Origin of the sequence: Trueperella bonasi (assembly GCF_030811535.1) — a bacterium.
GTDB lineage: Bacteria > Actinomycetota > Actinomycetes > Actinomycetales > Actinomycetaceae > Trueperella > Trueperella bonasi.
Window position 1 is genome coordinate 1,624,499 of sequence record NZ_JAUSQX010000001.1, and the last position, 14,417, is coordinate 1,638,915.

Annotated in this window: 12 protein-coding genes; 5 read left to right on the plus strand and 7 right to left on the minus strand. The window is 58.3% G+C overall.

What is annotated here, in order from left to right:
* Window positions 1–189: 189 nt before the first annotated feature.
* Window positions 190–2,835: a valine--tRNA ligase gene (valS, locus tag J2S70_RS07455; protein WP_307683090.1), complete on the minus strand. Its 2,646-nt coding sequence runs from the start codon at window positions 2,833–2,835 to the stop codon at window positions 190–192.
* Window positions 2,836–2,917: 82 nt separating this feature from the next.
* Between valS and J2S70_RS07460 the strand changes: the two genes are divergently transcribed.
* A complete protein-coding gene (locus J2S70_RS07460) occupies window positions 2,918–3,469 on the plus strand; it encodes a coenzyme F420-0:L-glutamate ligase (protein WP_307683091.1) in 552 nt (183 codons plus the stop codon).
* A 113-nt stretch (window positions 3,470–3,582) separates the two neighbouring features.
* The gene (locus J2S70_RS07465) at window positions 3,583–4,212 is read left to right on the plus strand and encodes a hypothetical protein (RefSeq protein WP_307683092.1); all 630 of its coding nucleotides are present in this window, start codon (window positions 3,583–3,585) and stop codon (window positions 4,210–4,212) included.
* An 88-nt stretch (window positions 4,213–4,300) separates the two neighbouring features.
* On the opposite strand, the gene proC is transcribed toward J2S70_RS07465, so the two are convergent.
* The gene (gene proC, locus J2S70_RS07470) at window positions 4,301–5,122 is read right to left on the minus strand and encodes a pyrroline-5-carboxylate reductase (RefSeq protein ID WP_307683093.1); all 822 of its coding nucleotides are present in this window, start codon (window positions 5,120–5,122) and stop codon (window positions 4,301–4,303) included.
* A gap of 102 nt (window positions 5,123–5,224) precedes the next feature.
* Here proC and J2S70_RS07475 point away from each other — a divergent pair, with 102 nt between their 5' ends.
* From J2S70_RS07475 to J2S70_RS08910, 3 genes are all read left to right on the plus strand, one after another.
* The gene (locus J2S70_RS07475) at window positions 5,225–5,866 is read left to right on the plus strand and encodes a hypothetical protein (protein ID WP_307683094.1); all 642 of its coding nucleotides are present in this window, start codon (window positions 5,225–5,227) and stop codon (window positions 5,864–5,866) included.
* Between the two features lie 10 nt (window positions 5,867–5,876).
* Window positions 5,877–6,611 carry an SDR family NAD(P)-dependent oxidoreductase gene (locus tag J2S70_RS07480; RefSeq protein ID WP_307683095.1) on the plus strand — a complete coding sequence of 245 codons (735 nt, stop codon included), beginning with the start codon at window positions 5,877–5,879 and terminating at the stop codon, window positions 6,609–6,611.
* Window positions 6,612–6,734: 123 nt separating this feature from the next.
* On the plus strand, window positions 6,735–7,064 hold the full coding sequence (locus J2S70_RS08910) for a type II toxin-antitoxin system RelE/ParE family toxin (RefSeq protein WP_407702639.1): 330 nt from the start codon (window positions 6,735–6,737) through the stop codon (window positions 7,062–7,064).
* Between the two features lie 176 nt (window positions 7,065–7,240).
* On the opposite strand, the gene J2S70_RS07485 is transcribed toward J2S70_RS08910, so the two are convergent.
* The 5 genes from J2S70_RS07485 to lysX form a co-directional block, all read right to left on the minus strand.
* The gene (locus J2S70_RS07485) at window positions 7,241–7,939 is read right to left on the minus strand and encodes a membrane lipoprotein lipid attachment site-containing protein (RefSeq protein WP_307683096.1); all 699 of its coding nucleotides are present in this window, start codon (window positions 7,937–7,939) and stop codon (window positions 7,241–7,243) included.
* 624 nt (window positions 7,940–8,563) lie between these two features.
* Window positions 8,564–9,523 carry an ATP-binding protein gene (locus J2S70_RS07490; protein WP_307683097.1) on the minus strand — a complete coding sequence of 320 codons (960 nt, stop codon included), beginning with the start codon at window positions 9,521–9,523 and terminating at the stop codon, window positions 8,564–8,566.
* Between the two features lie 141 nt (window positions 9,524–9,664).
* Complete coding sequence (locus J2S70_RS07495; protein ID WP_307683098.1) at window positions 9,665–10,441, minus strand: alpha/beta fold hydrolase; 777 nt, start codon at window positions 10,439–10,441, stop codon at window positions 9,665–9,667.
* Window positions 10,438–11,121, minus strand: a complete 684-nt coding sequence (locus tag J2S70_RS07500) for a DUF998 domain-containing protein (RefSeq protein ID WP_307683099.1) — start codon at window positions 11,119–11,121, stop codon at window positions 10,438–10,440. The genes J2S70_RS07495 and J2S70_RS07500 overlap by 4 nt, the downstream gene beginning before the upstream one ends.
* Window positions 11,118–14,336 carry a bifunctional lysylphosphatidylglycerol synthetase/lysine--tRNA ligase LysX gene (lysX, locus tag J2S70_RS07505; protein WP_307683100.1) on the minus strand — a complete coding sequence of 1,073 codons (3,219 nt, stop codon included), beginning with the start codon at window positions 14,334–14,336 and terminating at the stop codon, window positions 11,118–11,120. The genes J2S70_RS07500 and lysX overlap by 4 nt, the downstream gene beginning before the upstream one ends.
* Window positions 14,337–14,417: the final 81 nt, after the last annotated feature.

A 14,417-nucleotide genomic window follows, 5' to 3' on the forward strand; every position in this document is an offset into this window, starting at 1 on the left:
GCTGAATTTGAGCGTTCACATCGATGCTCAAGTCGAAAAACACGTTTTTTCGAGAACAAAAACGCACCCCCTTAAGTAGACCGAGTGAACTGAGGGTTCACTACACCACCAAAAGGCACGAACCTAACAACACGCCGTCAGCGGAACAACCTTTGACGATTAACCCCACCTTGAGCGATGCGCGATACGTTAGCTTTCTACGAACGCAAATTCTGAGACCGTTGGTGCTTCTACATCGGACTCAACGAAGGTCAATTCGCCGACTACGTGGGCTGCCGATTCCAGCTCGCTACGAACGATTTCGTTCGATTTGAGCGTGCCGGAGGGGATCTCCAAGGTCACGTTCTGATAGGCAGTTCGTTGAGAGACCTTTTCTTCGGACTTCACTTTACGAAGCGCGGCAAGTGCCTCACCCGCAACCGAGACGAGCTTTGCGTCGCCCTTTGCGGCCGGACCCAATTCATCGGCAGTTGGCCACTGCGCGTTATGCACCGAACCAGTGCGGTACCACGACCACACCTCTTCCGTGGCATACGGTAACACCGGCGCGAACAGGCGCAAGAAGGCATCAACTGCCAAATTGAGCGTGACGCGCGCGGAACGCACTTTGCCCCCGCCCCCGTCGGCCGAGAATTCGCCGTCGCGATCGTAGGCCCGATCCTTGACCAGCTCGAGGTAGTCGTCGCAGAACGTCCAGAAGCAGGTTTCGGCCAGCTCGAGCGCCCGCGTGTGATCGTAGGCTTCGAAAGCTTTCGTGGCTCGCTCGATCACGTCAGAAAGCATGGCAAGCATCGCGTGGTCAAGCGGTTCAGTCACGGCACTTGGATCAAGATCGACGGCGGCATCTCCGCCGGCCATGCCGAGTGCGAACTTCGACGCGTTCAAGATCTTCATCGCAAGGCGGCGGCCGATCTTCATCTGCTGCTCGTCAAAGGCGGCATCCGTGCCAAGGCGTGCGGAGGCAGCCCAGTAGCGCACCGCATCCGAACCGTGCTGCTCGAGCAGCCCCATCGGCGTGACTACATTGCCCTTGGACTTCGACATCTTCTTCCGATCCGGATCCAAGATCCAGCCCGAGATCGCGGCGTGCTTCCACGGCAAGCCGCCAAATTCGAGGTGGGCACGCACGATCGTGGAGAACAGCCAAGTGCGGATGATGTCCTGACCCTGCGGGCGCAGATCCATCGGGTAAACGTTGGCAAACAGTTCCTCATCACGTAGCCAGCCACCGGCCACCTGCGGAGTGAGCGAGGAAGTCGCCCACGTGTCCATAATGTCAACCTCGCCGACGAAGCCGCCCGGCTTGCCGCGCTGAGATTCCTCGTAGCCCGGGGGCGTATCTGAGGACGGATCAACAGGAAGCATGTCCTCGGAAGGCGTGATGACGGCGTCGTATTTAACATCGCCGGATTCGGAGACCTCGTACCACAGCGGAATCGGCACACCGAAGAAACGCTGGCGGGAAATTAGCCAATCAGAATTGAGCCCCTCCACCCAGTTGTTGTAGCGCACGCGCATAAAATCCGGGTGGAATTCCAGTTCCTTGCCGCGATCGATCAGGTTTTCGCGCAGGTCCTTGCCGTTGTCCTCCTCGTAAGCGCGCCCGCCGTTGCGGATGTACCACTGGCGGGAGGTGACGATTTCGAGTGGCTTATCGCCCTTTTCGAAAAAGTTCGTCATGCGTTGAGTCGGCTTTTCTTCGCCGATCATCTCGCCGGTTTCCTTCAGCTTCTCAACGAGTACTTTGCGGCCGGTGAAGGTGGTCTTGCCGGCCATTGCCTCGTACATGGCCATTCCCTGCGCGGTGGTGATCCACTGTGGGGTTTCGTTCAGCAGGCGGCCATCCTTGCCGAGTACGGCACGCATCGGCAGATCGAGTTCGCGCCACCACTGCACGTCCGTGAGGTCACCGAAGGTACAGCACATTGCGATACCCGCGCCCTTGTCAATTTCGGCGGCCGGGTGGGCGAGGATCGGAATCTCAACCCCGAAAACCGGGGTTGTCGCCGTCGTGCCAAACAGGTGCTGGTAACGTTCGTCGTCCGGATGGGCAACCAGCGCAACACAAGCCGGTAATAGCTCGGGGCGGGTGGTTTCGATCAGCACGTCCTCGCCGTCGGTGTGGAAGGCGAGCGTGTGATAGGCGCCCGGGTATTCGCGGGCTTCGAGCTCGGCTTGGGCGACGGCCGTCTGGAACGTCACGTCCCACAGACCCGGGGCCTGCGCCTGATAGGCCTCACCGCGCTCAAGATTGCGGATGAACGCCGTTTGTGCCACGCGCTGAGCATTGGAATCGATCGTCTGGTACTGGTGCTTCCAGTCAATCGACAGGCCCAAGTGGCGCCACAGCGCCTCGAACTGCTTCTCATCCTCGGCCGTGAGCTTCCAGCACAGCTCAATGAAGTTACGCCGCGAGATCGGCTTCTGATCGGCGTACTTGATCGATTTGCCGTCCCCGCCGTCGTGCGGTGGAACGAAATCTTCCACGTACGGCTGTGCCGGATCCACGCGCACGCCATAGTAGTTTTGTACGCGGCGCTCGGTGGGCAGGCCGTTATCGTCCCAGCCCATCGGGTAGAAGACGTTGTAGCCGCGCATGCGCTTGTACCGCGCCACCACATCCGTGTGCGTGTAGGAGAACACGTGGCCAACGTGGAGCGAGCCCGACACGGTTGGTGGCGGGGTGTCGATGGAATACACCTGCTCGCGTGCCGTGTTCGGATCGAACGCGTAGGTTCCCGACTCTTCCCAAGCCGCGCCCCAGCGCTCTTCCAAGCCGTCCAAGTTTGCCTTCTTCGGCACCTGCGTGGATGTACGTAGCGTTTCGTCAGTCATAGCTCCATTGTTTCATGTTCGGGGCGGTGAGCGAACTTGGCACCATGTGGTTTACCTAGCACGCGTTAGGTACGATTTTCGGATGACTCAAATCCAAGCCGTGGCCGTTCCCGGAATTCCGATGCTGGCAACCGGCGATGATGTGGCCGCTGTGATCTCCTCACACCTGAATACCGTGCGTTGGCCCGATGGGTACGTAGGCATGCGCGGGGACGACATCGTGGTGATTTCCGGCAAAATCGTGGCGAAAGCGCAGGGGCGCTGGCACCGGTTAGGCGAGGTGCCCGATGGTTTTCGTACGCGGGTAGGGATACCGGACGGGCTTGGGCTGAAAGAGCCCGACGACGCGGATTCTGCGGCCGGGCAGATCCGCCGGGGGCTTGCGGCCCGGTTTGGCGGGCGCCCAGGCGTGATCATTTCGGGCTCTGGCCACGGGCGTGAGCCTGGGCGTGGCGTGGTGGATATTGCGCTTGGTTCTGCTGGTTTGGAAGTGCGCGGGCCGAACGGGGATTCCGTGATTGATGCGATCGCGGCGCTCGCGGGCGTGGCGAGCATGGGTCTGGACGATTCGCCCGTTGTAGTGGTTCGCGGCGTGCCCGACGTGATGACGTGGGAGGACCTGCCGGGCCACTAGCCCTGATAGAGGGGCTTCCCGACTGATGGAGGGCCTTGATGCGACATTAAGGCCCTCCGCCAAGCACGAAGGCCCATCGTCAGTGGAACGGCCTCACTACACAAAGGACACCAGTGATCAAGAATCTCGGCGAAAAGTATTCGCCACTTTATTTCCTCGCCACACTTGGATTTGGCGGAATGGCATTCTTCTTGATGGTGTTTATGCATCTGACGCCCCACCCGGGCACTATGATGCCGACGTTCGAAACAATCCAAGACGCATTTGGTTCAGGAGATGCCTTTATTAACGCCGTGATCGTCATTCACTTCCGTCTCCTCTTATGGAACTTTCGCGAGTTCAATATTTTCTGTGGCACTGAAGCTTATGCGAAGCACCGCGAGTCGAACACCGAAGTCCCCCTCATGGCAATTCCGCTCACGCTGGGGGCATCACCTTCCTGCGTAATCGACACGCGATTCTGGGCCTGCAGGACCTGGGCCCGGCTGGCCGCAGCTTTCACTCAGGTCTGCCCGGGTGTTGGCCTGTCAGTTGTCTCCATGTTCTTCTTGCGCAATGGTCTGATCGGTAACGGACTGCTTGCTGAAGACTCGTTCCTGTTCTTGGCCTACCTCGCAGGTGTGGCTGTGATTGCGGCAATCACGTTGTGGGCAGTGATCGCACTCTACCGCAACCAGCTGTCGAAGAACGGCGCTCTCGCTCGTGAGAAGGTTGAGGACGCCGAGCGTGTAGCTGTGGCGTAAACCTCTTCGAATTAGCCGACTTGGTGGCCACTATGCTAGGGCTGTCAAGCCGGATTTCGCATGCCCGATGGAAAAGTGTGCGGCAGGTTTAGGAGCTCGCGATCTCGTGATCGCGGGCGATAGCGGCGTTGACGGCATCGATCACCGCGGGAGTGAATCCCGAATCTTCCATGGCGATGAGCCCTGCGATCGTAGTACCGCCCGGGGAAGTAACCTGGTCGCGCAGTTCGGCGGGAGTGTGGGTGTTGAGCGAGTCGAGCACGAGCTGGGCGCTGCCGAGCACGGCCTGTGCTGCAATGCGGCGGGCTTCGTCAAGCTTGATGCCATGGGCGAGCGCGCCACGTGCAAGAGCGTCGATATAGGTGTACGTCCAAGCGGGGGAGGCTCCGGCAATCGCCGAGAACGCCGGGAAATCCTTTTCGGGAAGCACGGTGGTCAAGCCGATCGCCTCAAAGATATCGCGTACGGCCGCGAGCTGCTCGGGAGTCGTGCACGCATTGCCACACAGTGCGCTCATTCCCGCGCCGATCTGCGAATTCACGTTCGGCACCACGCGCACAATCGCCACACCCACAGGCAGTGCGGCCTCGAGTTTGCTGATCGGGGTGCCGGCCGCAACCGAAACGATCACCCGGCCAACGGCGTCGTTACCTAATTCGTGCAGAACGCCGGCCATCTGATTGGGTTTGACGCCAACGATCACGATGCCGCCCTCGCCCACGGAACGAGCGAGTTCAGCGTTGCTCTCGACGTATCGTACGCCGAGCTCGCCTGCTTGCGCCCGCCCAGCCTGCGCGTTAAGCCGTGTGATAACGATACTTTCGGGCGCTGTGCCCGCCGCTAAAACCCCGCGCAGGATCGCGCCGTTCATGTTTCCCGTGCCAATAAATCCGAGCATGGTTACTATCATTGCACACTGTCTAGCGCGCCGAACGGGTGTGGTGGCGTGCCGAACGTTTCTTAGGGAGCGCTAGGAGCGTAGGCTACTCGCAGTCAACCAACGGGGAGAATCGTGAGGAAAAAAGACGTGGGGACGAACGTGCGGGCGCTCGCAATGTGGGTGTATCGCGCGGTTATTGTGGGTTTTTCGGGCTGGTATACGTGGACGGCACTGGAAGTTTTTCACCAGTGGAACTTCGTGTCGAACTTTGCTTTCCTCACTCAGGTGACCAACGCGATCGTTTTCGTGTTTTACGGCGCGTGGGTGGTGCGGGCTCTGCTTAATGGAGCGCGCCGAACCGCCGACTTTTCGCCGGAGATCCGCGGCTTCGTGGTGTTGCTGGCGGGGATGGTCGGGCTGTTGTTTAACACTTTGCTCGGACCGGTGGAAACGTGGGAGTCGGCGGTTTCGCATGTGATTGTGCCGGCGCTTGTGGTGACGGACTGGCTGGTTTTCGGCGGGAATCAGGGTAAAATTCGCCGTTGGATCCCTCTGGTGTGGCTCGCTCCGGTGCTCGTTTACTTGGCCTATTACGTGTGGTTTTCCACGGCGGGTGGGTACGAGCGGCCCTATCCGTTTTTAAACCCCGAAGCCCCTGATTTCGCGAAGTGGGTTGTGATCCTTGCGCTGGCTTTTCTTGTGGGCGCGTATGTCGTGTATTTTATCGGCAAACTCCGTGGGCGTATTAGGCTGGGTGGTAGGTCGAGACGCTAAGGAGTTTGGCATGGCACGGATTGCGCTTGTTACAGGAGCAACCACGGGGATTGGCGCGGCGACGGTTCGCGCACTGTGTGCCGAAAGTTTTGACGTGGTGGCAACTGGGCGGCGGTCTGACAGGCTCGAGCGCCTCTCTGAAGAGACCGGCTGTCGCTTTGTGGCCGGGGATTTGACCAACGACGACGACGTGGCGGCGATCGCCGAATTCGCCGGCAACGTGGACGTGCTGGTCAATAATGCTGGTGGGGCAGTGGGGCTGGATTCCGTGGCCGAGGGCAAGGTTAGCGACTGGCAGAAGATGTATGACATCAACGTGCTCGGCGCGCTGCGAATCACGCAAAAGGTGTTGCCCGTGATGCGCGAGCACGGGGGCGACGTGGTGTTTATTTCGTCTACCGCCGGGCACGAATCCTATGTTGGCGGCGGTGGCTATACGGCTGCCAAGCATGCTGAACGGGAGATTGCTAAGACGTTGCGTCTTGAGCTGGTGGGCGAGCCGGTGCGGATTATCGATATCGCGCCGGGTTTGGTGAAAACCGAGGAGTTTTCGTTGAACCGATTTTCCGGTGACATGCAGCGGGCCGAGCAGGTGTACGCGGGTGTTGCCGAGCCGCTTCTAGCTGAAGATATCGCGGAGGCCGTGCGCTGGGCTGTTACCTTGCCTAGTCATGTGAACATCGATTCGATGATTATTCGCCCGGTGGCGCAGGCAAACTCGTGGACGATAGCCCGCGAAAACTAAGCCTCTAGGCCGCATCTCTTGTCTCGATCCGTGAAGCCGATGACATCATTGAACGTGGCGAATCGCGTTTTTCAACAGCAGACGAATTTTTCAAAGATCTAGGCATGTAGGCGGGGCGGGCCCATGCTGATCCCGGAATACACTTCGAGTTTTCGCAAGGACGTTAAAGCGTTTCAGCGGAAGCATGTAGGTATGGCTCCACTACGTGAGGTGATGGAGTTTATTCTGGAGAACACCGATGAAGCTAAGGAGACTCTCCGTCGTCGATTTAATGCCCATCTACTAAAAGGCTCTCGGGGAGGTAGCAATGAGTGTCACGTTGCAAATTCTCGAAATTGGTTATTGATTTGGAAACGGGGAACGGCATCGCTGTTTTTCAGCGCACTAGTACTCACGATCAGCTCTTTCGATGAAATCAGGCAACCAACCAATGTGTACCTAGCACACTGGTGATGGGCTTGCCGTCCCGCCTCAAATCCGCCACACACTCGATTTTGTAGGCCGTGAGCTCAGAGAGAACCAGACAGCGCCAGACCCTCATCATGACGGCACTGCCAACAAGATTAGAAACACTGAAACCGAAGGTAAACTCGACGGTGGATCCGCGTCGTGACGGGCGCGCTTTACTGTTATTGCGCCAAATTCATCTTCATATCGATTTCCATCCATGGGTCAGTGTTAGGGCAGGAATAAAAACTTTCGTCGACCGGATAATCCAGCACTTTTCCGTCGTCAAACTCCAAACGAATGTGGCTTACATATTCAGCTGTCTGCGGGCACATTGAGGGAAAAGACGGGCTGGGGGACTCGTAATAAAACCGCGCCATAAACCAATGGGGAACGACCCATGGCAAGGGATCCTGAGGAACAGTGTGGCGGAAACTAGGCGACATCAACTGTTCGGAGCTATCAAGAAGCATAACTTGAGGCGCCTCCCGAATTACGCACGATTTTCCGCTTAAATTCTCAAGCACGAAACCAGTTCGAATGATATCCGCATATTCGTGGGCTATCTCCCCTGCAAATTGTTGACCTTGAAATGTAAAATCCAACTCTTCCCAGTTGCAGTCTGGGACGCCCTCTAGAGTTCGCCCCATATAGTCAACAGAGGACTCTTCCGATGGTTCAACGGTGCTTGGGGCTGGGGTTGGCGTAATCGGTGGGGTCGTAGAGCTAGCCGTAACACTGGGCGTGCTCGTTGCCGCCGTTTCCGAGTTAGTGGCAGTCGAGCTCTTAGTTGAGGGCGAGGAAGGTTCAGCTTGCTCGGACGAATTCGAGCATCCGGCTAAGGCCAAAACAGCAGATAAAATAACGAACGTTCTACGCATGACCAGTCCTTCCTCACGTCAGCTTTGTGTTTCACCTTACTCCGCTACCTTTGCTTTCGTGTCTCATACACGACTCCTCTTTCGGTGGCGTGAAGAAAGTGGGAGAAATTCGGGGTTTTGAGCGCGGGCGTTGACGTGAGAGCCGGGACTCCCGGATTTTGCACGTGGTTGGGGAAAAGTGTTCTGATCGTGCGGTTCAATTAATTTATGTGACTAGGCGGGCGGGTCCATGCTGATCCCGGAATACACTTCGAGTTTTCGCAAGGACGTTAAAGCGCTTCACTAGATAGTGTCCCATTCGTATTCGAGCTGGATCCCACCATGAGCCGTTCTCACTTCAGCATCATTTGCAAAATAGGCGATCACTTGTAAAGTGAGCTTCTCATTTCTAAAGTGACGCCATCACTTCCAAACTGAGGACAATAATCATCCGCTAGTTTCCGGTGTGCTGTTCATCGGTGACCTCCGGCCACACCAAATTGTTGTAGACCATGGTGTGCTCAAGCGTTGAACAATAGGTAATCCGCTGCGGGTAGCACTGCGGTGTGCCGGTAGTCCCCGCGATAGATCACCGCCCGATTTTCGGACGGTATGCTCAGTTCGCTGCCCACCGCGTTTAGATGCCTAGCGTGGTCTGGTCGATACGTCATCGACGCCTTCACCTTCAACGCCCTCGGCGTACCGGTGTAGTCGAGTAAATCGATTTCGCGCTTGGCTGCCGTCCCGATAAAAATAGAGGTCTGGCACCTTACCTAGGTGCAAATGGTGTTTGGCGGTTTCGGAAACGATCAGATTTTCGAACACCGCGCCGAAAGCGGGGGAGCTGGTCAGCTCTGCCAATGAACCAATTCCAAGCAGGTGGCACAGCAAACCCGTGTCGTAGAAATAGACCTTCGGAGTTTTCGTCAGCTGTTTCCTCGAGTTCGCGTGAAAGGGCCGGAGATTGAAAGTGATGAAGCTCGTTTCTAGAATGCTCACCCAGTGCTTCACCGTTGCGAATGCAACCCCGAGTTCGCGCGCCAGTCCGGTGTAATTAATGAGGTTCCCTGCGTTTAAGGCCAGCAATTTAAGCAGGCGCCGAACTTCTTCGGTGCTGTGAATGGCGGCCAGCTGCCGTACGTCGCGCTCGACATAGGTTTGGATGTAACTGGCGTAGTAGACCTCATGCGGCACATCTACCCGATACAAGCGGGGATAGCCCCCGCGCACCATAAACTGCTCGGCGGTTAAATCGGGTAGGGCATGGCGGGCTTCCGCAAAATTCAGCGGCAAAAGATTGGTCAGCCCTACCCGCCCAGCGAGGCTTTGGACGATGCTCTCCATCAAAAGAAAATTCTGCGAATCAGAAATAAGGTACTGGCCGGGCATTCCGCGCTCGTCGGACACCACTTGCAGCGTAGAAAACAGCTCCGGCGCGTGCTGCGCTTCAGCGATGATGAGCTTTGGCTGGCGATCGCGGAGGAACCCCATTGGATCCTCCTGCGCGAAGGCGCGCGGCGTGGGATCCTCCAAATTAACGTAGGCAAAGGAACTAAAGTGCTCGCGGATCAGCGTAGACTTCCCGCTTTGGCGCGGTCCTGTCACGCTCACCACCGGAAACCAGCCCATCAGCTGCTCGACGTGTGCGCCAAGTTACCGCGGAATGAACATCGGTGCCCGCCTCCCTCGTGTTCCGATTACCAAATCCCTAAAGTCTGGCACACCAAATCCCTAAAGTTTGGTGTGCTAAATCCCTAAAGTTTCGATGGCAACAATCACGGCATTGGGAACATCCACCATGAGCAGATGCTTCGCATGCGGGAAGCGGTGGACGATGAAATCGTTGCGCGGCCACGGGAAGGTTTCTAGCTCGGAAAATGGGGGAGCCTCTAGCAACCGCACGGGAACCGTCGGGAGGCTAGTAGTCGATCGAAGTTCGATAAGTTCGTTGGCATGTTCTTGGTAGGTCAAGCACTCGTAGAGGATGCCGCGCAGGTTCCTAGGGGTATCCGTGTCCGGAATGCTGCCGCGCGTCGTAAACTGCAGTGCGGCCGCGCGAAAGACCACGTTTCCCGCACACGCGACGAAAGGAGAGTGGGGCAGACGCGCGATGACTTTTGCTAGCGCCGTGCTCGGTAGCTTCGGGCGCACCTTGGTCTCGATTGCGGGATCGACGAGCACCACCCCGGCCGCGGCCCCCGGATGGAGCCGCAGCAACGCCTCCGTATGCAGGGCGCCCATCGAATGGGCAACGATGATCGGCGGCTTCCCATCCCGAGTTGCTTCGGATGCGAGACGCGCGAGAATCTCCACCTGCGTTTGAAGGCTGTGAAGAGGCGTCGACGACGGCGTGCTCAACCCCGGGCGATCGAAGGCGAGCCACGGATTGCGCAAACGAGTAGTCACGGGCTGCCAGAATTCGCTGGTCACCCCGCACCCGTTCACGAAAACAACCGCGAGGCCAGTGCCGCTACCGCGATAAATCCGAACCAGCTCGCCTGCGATTTCCGTCATCTCACTCATGGCTCACTCTTACGTAAGTCGGCTGGTTCATTTTCGTCAACCTGCCACTGTAGGCGCCACGCCAAGTACGCGAGCCAGACACTGGTGAACGCAACTTGCACCGCCTGAGGCGCTCCGTGCCAGCGGCCGGGCCACCAGGAAAGGATTCCCGTCACGGCAAAGGCCAGTAAGATAATCGCCGTGAGCGCGAGTACGAAGCGCTCGCGGGTTGCCCAGCATCCAACAAACAGTGATGCCGCGATTGCGAAGCCAACGGCCATTGACGCTGCCGTATGAATGAAAAACTCCGGCGCAAAGAAATTGGCCGTCTCGCGAGCCTTGCACGCCGCATCGGACGTGGTGGCACACGGCATCGCAAACACCGCGTCGATTGCCGTGAACGCGCCGATCGCTCCCACGCTCAAAGCCATCCACCGCGACCACCGGCCAAGCCACGTCTGCCACGCGGACCAGCCAAGTGCGGCTACGGTGCACACCGCGACGGCGGCCATCATGTCACCTGCTCGATAGAACCAATTCCACGGCTGATCTTTGGCAGCAAGCTCCGATAAATAGCCCATCAGCGCTGAGTTGCCCGGCAGCGCAGGCGAGAGCATCCACGTGTTATAGGCGACGACGACAACCGCTGCCAGCGTGAGCGCCACTGGCTTCGGAACTGGCCGGGCCGACGTCGTGCTCATCGCGGCCTCACCAACGGGAACGCGATCGTCTCACGAATGGAAGTGTTGGTGAGCCACATGATCAGCCGGTCCAACCCCATTCCCAGCCCGCCAGCCGGGGGCATGCCGTGCTCGAGAGCAAGCAAGAAAGCCTCATCAAGCTCCATCGCCTCGGGATCGCCGCCTGCCGCCGCCAAGGACTGGGCGGTGAGGCGCTCGCGCTGAATCACCGGGTCGGTCAGCTCGGAATAGGCCGTGCCCAGCTCCATGCCAAAACCGACCAAATCCCAGCGTTCAGCAAACCGCGGCTCGGTGCGATGCTGGCGAGTGAGTGGTGAGGTGTCGGCCGGGAAATCGGTGTAGAACGTGGGGCTGACCGTCGTTGCCTCGAGGAGGTGTTCGTAAAGCTCGGTGACCATCGTTCCCCAGTTCCAACGCGGATCGTAACCCATGCCCAGCTTATCAGCGTGCGTGTGGAGCTCCTCGAGCGGAGTATCGGCACCAACGGCTTCGCCAAGCTCCCGGCTGATCGCGTCGGTCACCGAGATGACCTCCCACTCTTCGGCAAGATCCACCTCGTGAATCTTGCCGCCAACTGTGCCATGCACAATCGTCGAACCGTTCGCGGCAAGCGCGGCCTCGCGCACCAGAGACTGAGCAACAAGGCGCATCTCGTTGTAGTCCGCGTGTGCCTGATAGGCCTCCAGCATCGTGAATTCCGGATTGTGGCTCGCGTCGGCGCCTTCGTTACGGAAGTTCCGGCCGATCTCGAATACCCGATCCATGCCGCCCACCATGAGCCGCTTCAAATAGAGCTCGGGTGCGATACGTAGATACAGGTCCATCTGATAGGCGTTGATGAATGTGGTGAACGGCCTGGCGTTCGCGCCGCCGTGAACCGGCTGGAGGATCGGTGTTTCCACCTCGAGGTAGTCGCGCTGTAGCAGGCATTCACGTACCGCTTGGATCGCTTTCGAGCGGGCGCGAAGCTGATCGCGCTGCCCTGGATTGACTATCAAATCCAGATAGCGCTGCCGTACCCGCGTTTCGGGATCTTTCAGGCCCGAATGCGCGCTCGGTAGCGAGTGCAGCGATTTCGCAATCAGCTGCCAGTCGTCAACGACGAGCGAACGGGTTCCAGCACGTGAGGCGCCGATGGTTCCGGATGCGCGCACCATATCGCCGATGGAAATCGTGGCTGTGAACGTGACTGGTTGCTCGAGAAGAAGCTGCAGATCGCCGGTGTGATCGCGAATGTCAGCAAAAGCCACGCCGCCGTGATCGCGTAGCGCCATCACCCGGCCTGCCACGGTGGCTGGGCCGTTTGCGTCGAGGCAGGTGTCTGGAACAGGGGAGCCAACAGGGTAAGGCTCGATCCCGGAATCGAGCAACCGGGCTCGCTTATCAATTCGTACTCGCATCAGCTCAGAACGTTTGACCTCCGGTTGCTTGGACGGCTGGGCGGTTTCGATAGCAAGCATCGGAGCGGCCTCGGCGGCGGTGAGCCAGTGCTGATCTGGCGCGTGGGAGCAGCCGGGTAAATCGACGAAACCTTCGGCGATTCCGGAAGCAAGAAGTACTTTAGTGAGCTGGGAGGCCCGCCCAAAGCACAGGTAGCGCGGAGTCCACGCCGGCCCGTACTTATCGTTGGACCGGTATAGCGATTCGAGCTGCCACCAGCGCGAAAAGAAAACCAGCACGTTCCGGTAAGCGCGCTGCATCGGACTCGCCCCGAGCTCGGCTCCGCGAGCGAATGCCTCGCGCAACACCGCGAAGTTTAATGACATGCGCTCGAGACCAAGATCGTGGCCCTGCTCTACCAGCCCAACCACCATAAACTCAGTCACGCCGGGAGCGGCCTCCGGGTGCCGACGCATCACATCAAGCGAAGCACCATCGCCACCCCACGGAACGAAAGACAGGAGACCCGCTGTTTGGCCCTCCAACTCGTGGCCAGCAGGGAACCGGGCCTCAATCATGAGGCAATTGGCGTCTGCCGGATCGCCCAATCTGCCGAGCGCCATGGAAAAGCCGCGTTCGTCGTCGTCGCCACGCCACTCGTCAGATAGACGGGCAAGGTGCGCCATCTCCTCGGATGGAATTGCCCCGTGCCTGCGAATCTGAAGCGTGTAGCCTAAGCGCTCCAAGCGGCGAACGGATCGTTCTACATTGGGGTGCTCGGCGCGGCGGAAAGTATCGGTGTACAAAATCGCCTCATCGCCCAGAGTCATCACCTTCAAACCGGCTGACTGGTAGATTGCGGCGGCATCTTTCCCTGCGGAAATGACGGCCGGTTCCCAGCCGAACGAGCGGCTCATAGCGATGAAGTCTGCAATCGCCTTGGGCCATTGCTCTCTCGGCCCGATCGGATCTCCTGAGGCAAGGCACACGCTGAGAACGACGCGATATGTGATCACGCAATCGCCGGAGAAAAAGGCGATTTTGTCACGCCTAGTAGCGAAATAACTGAGAGAATCTGCCGGGTACTGCGTGAGTAACTCGCGAATCCGGAGCTCGTCGGGGAGCGTAAGATGTGCTTCGCGTCGCTGGCTGGCCATAAGAATAGCTACGGAAGAGATGATCGATGCTGCAAGCAAGAAAGACAGCAGACTCCATACCCAGCTATCGAATTGAGATAGATTCATGCCGCCTAGGAAGTCCCTAAATAGAACTCCGATGTAATCACGTTGAAAACCATAGAGCGCTGTATGAATCGCATAGGCAACCGCAAAGCTGATTCCGAAGCCAATGAGGAGAACTACCAGTGACCGGTAAAAATTTCCGGGACGAACTCGCACGAAGTAATGTCGGCGAATACGCAAACCAATGAGAATGAAGATCGTCATCAGGGCAAGTTGTCCGAGCGAACTGTACAGATCTGCCGGATGAAGCGGCGAAGACCCGCGTGAGAGTTCACGCGCAATATCGATGACATCGAAAGCGAGTGCGGCCGTAAGAAGAACAAGGGAGGCCAACGTGAAGACCCATGCCGCACGTTTGCGCCGCGACAGCCCGATGCCAACGATCAGATAGATGAGCGCTGTGGCTATGCCGACGAATGGAATGGGCAACACTAAGGAATAGACCCAAGTTGCAGCGTTGGCGATCCATGAGCTGGAGTCGATGATGACCAGTGAGATGGCTATAACTGCCTGCAGATAGAGCAGGCGGGGTAGCCAAGAGAGAACGGCCAAGTCGAGACGGGAGGGCTGGGTTGCGGTGCTGATCTCTTTCACAGTTGAAAGTTTAGATTCGGCTGGCGTGGTGCCTGTCAGCCCTCCGGTTGATCCTCGGCAAGGGACGGATCATCCTCGTGG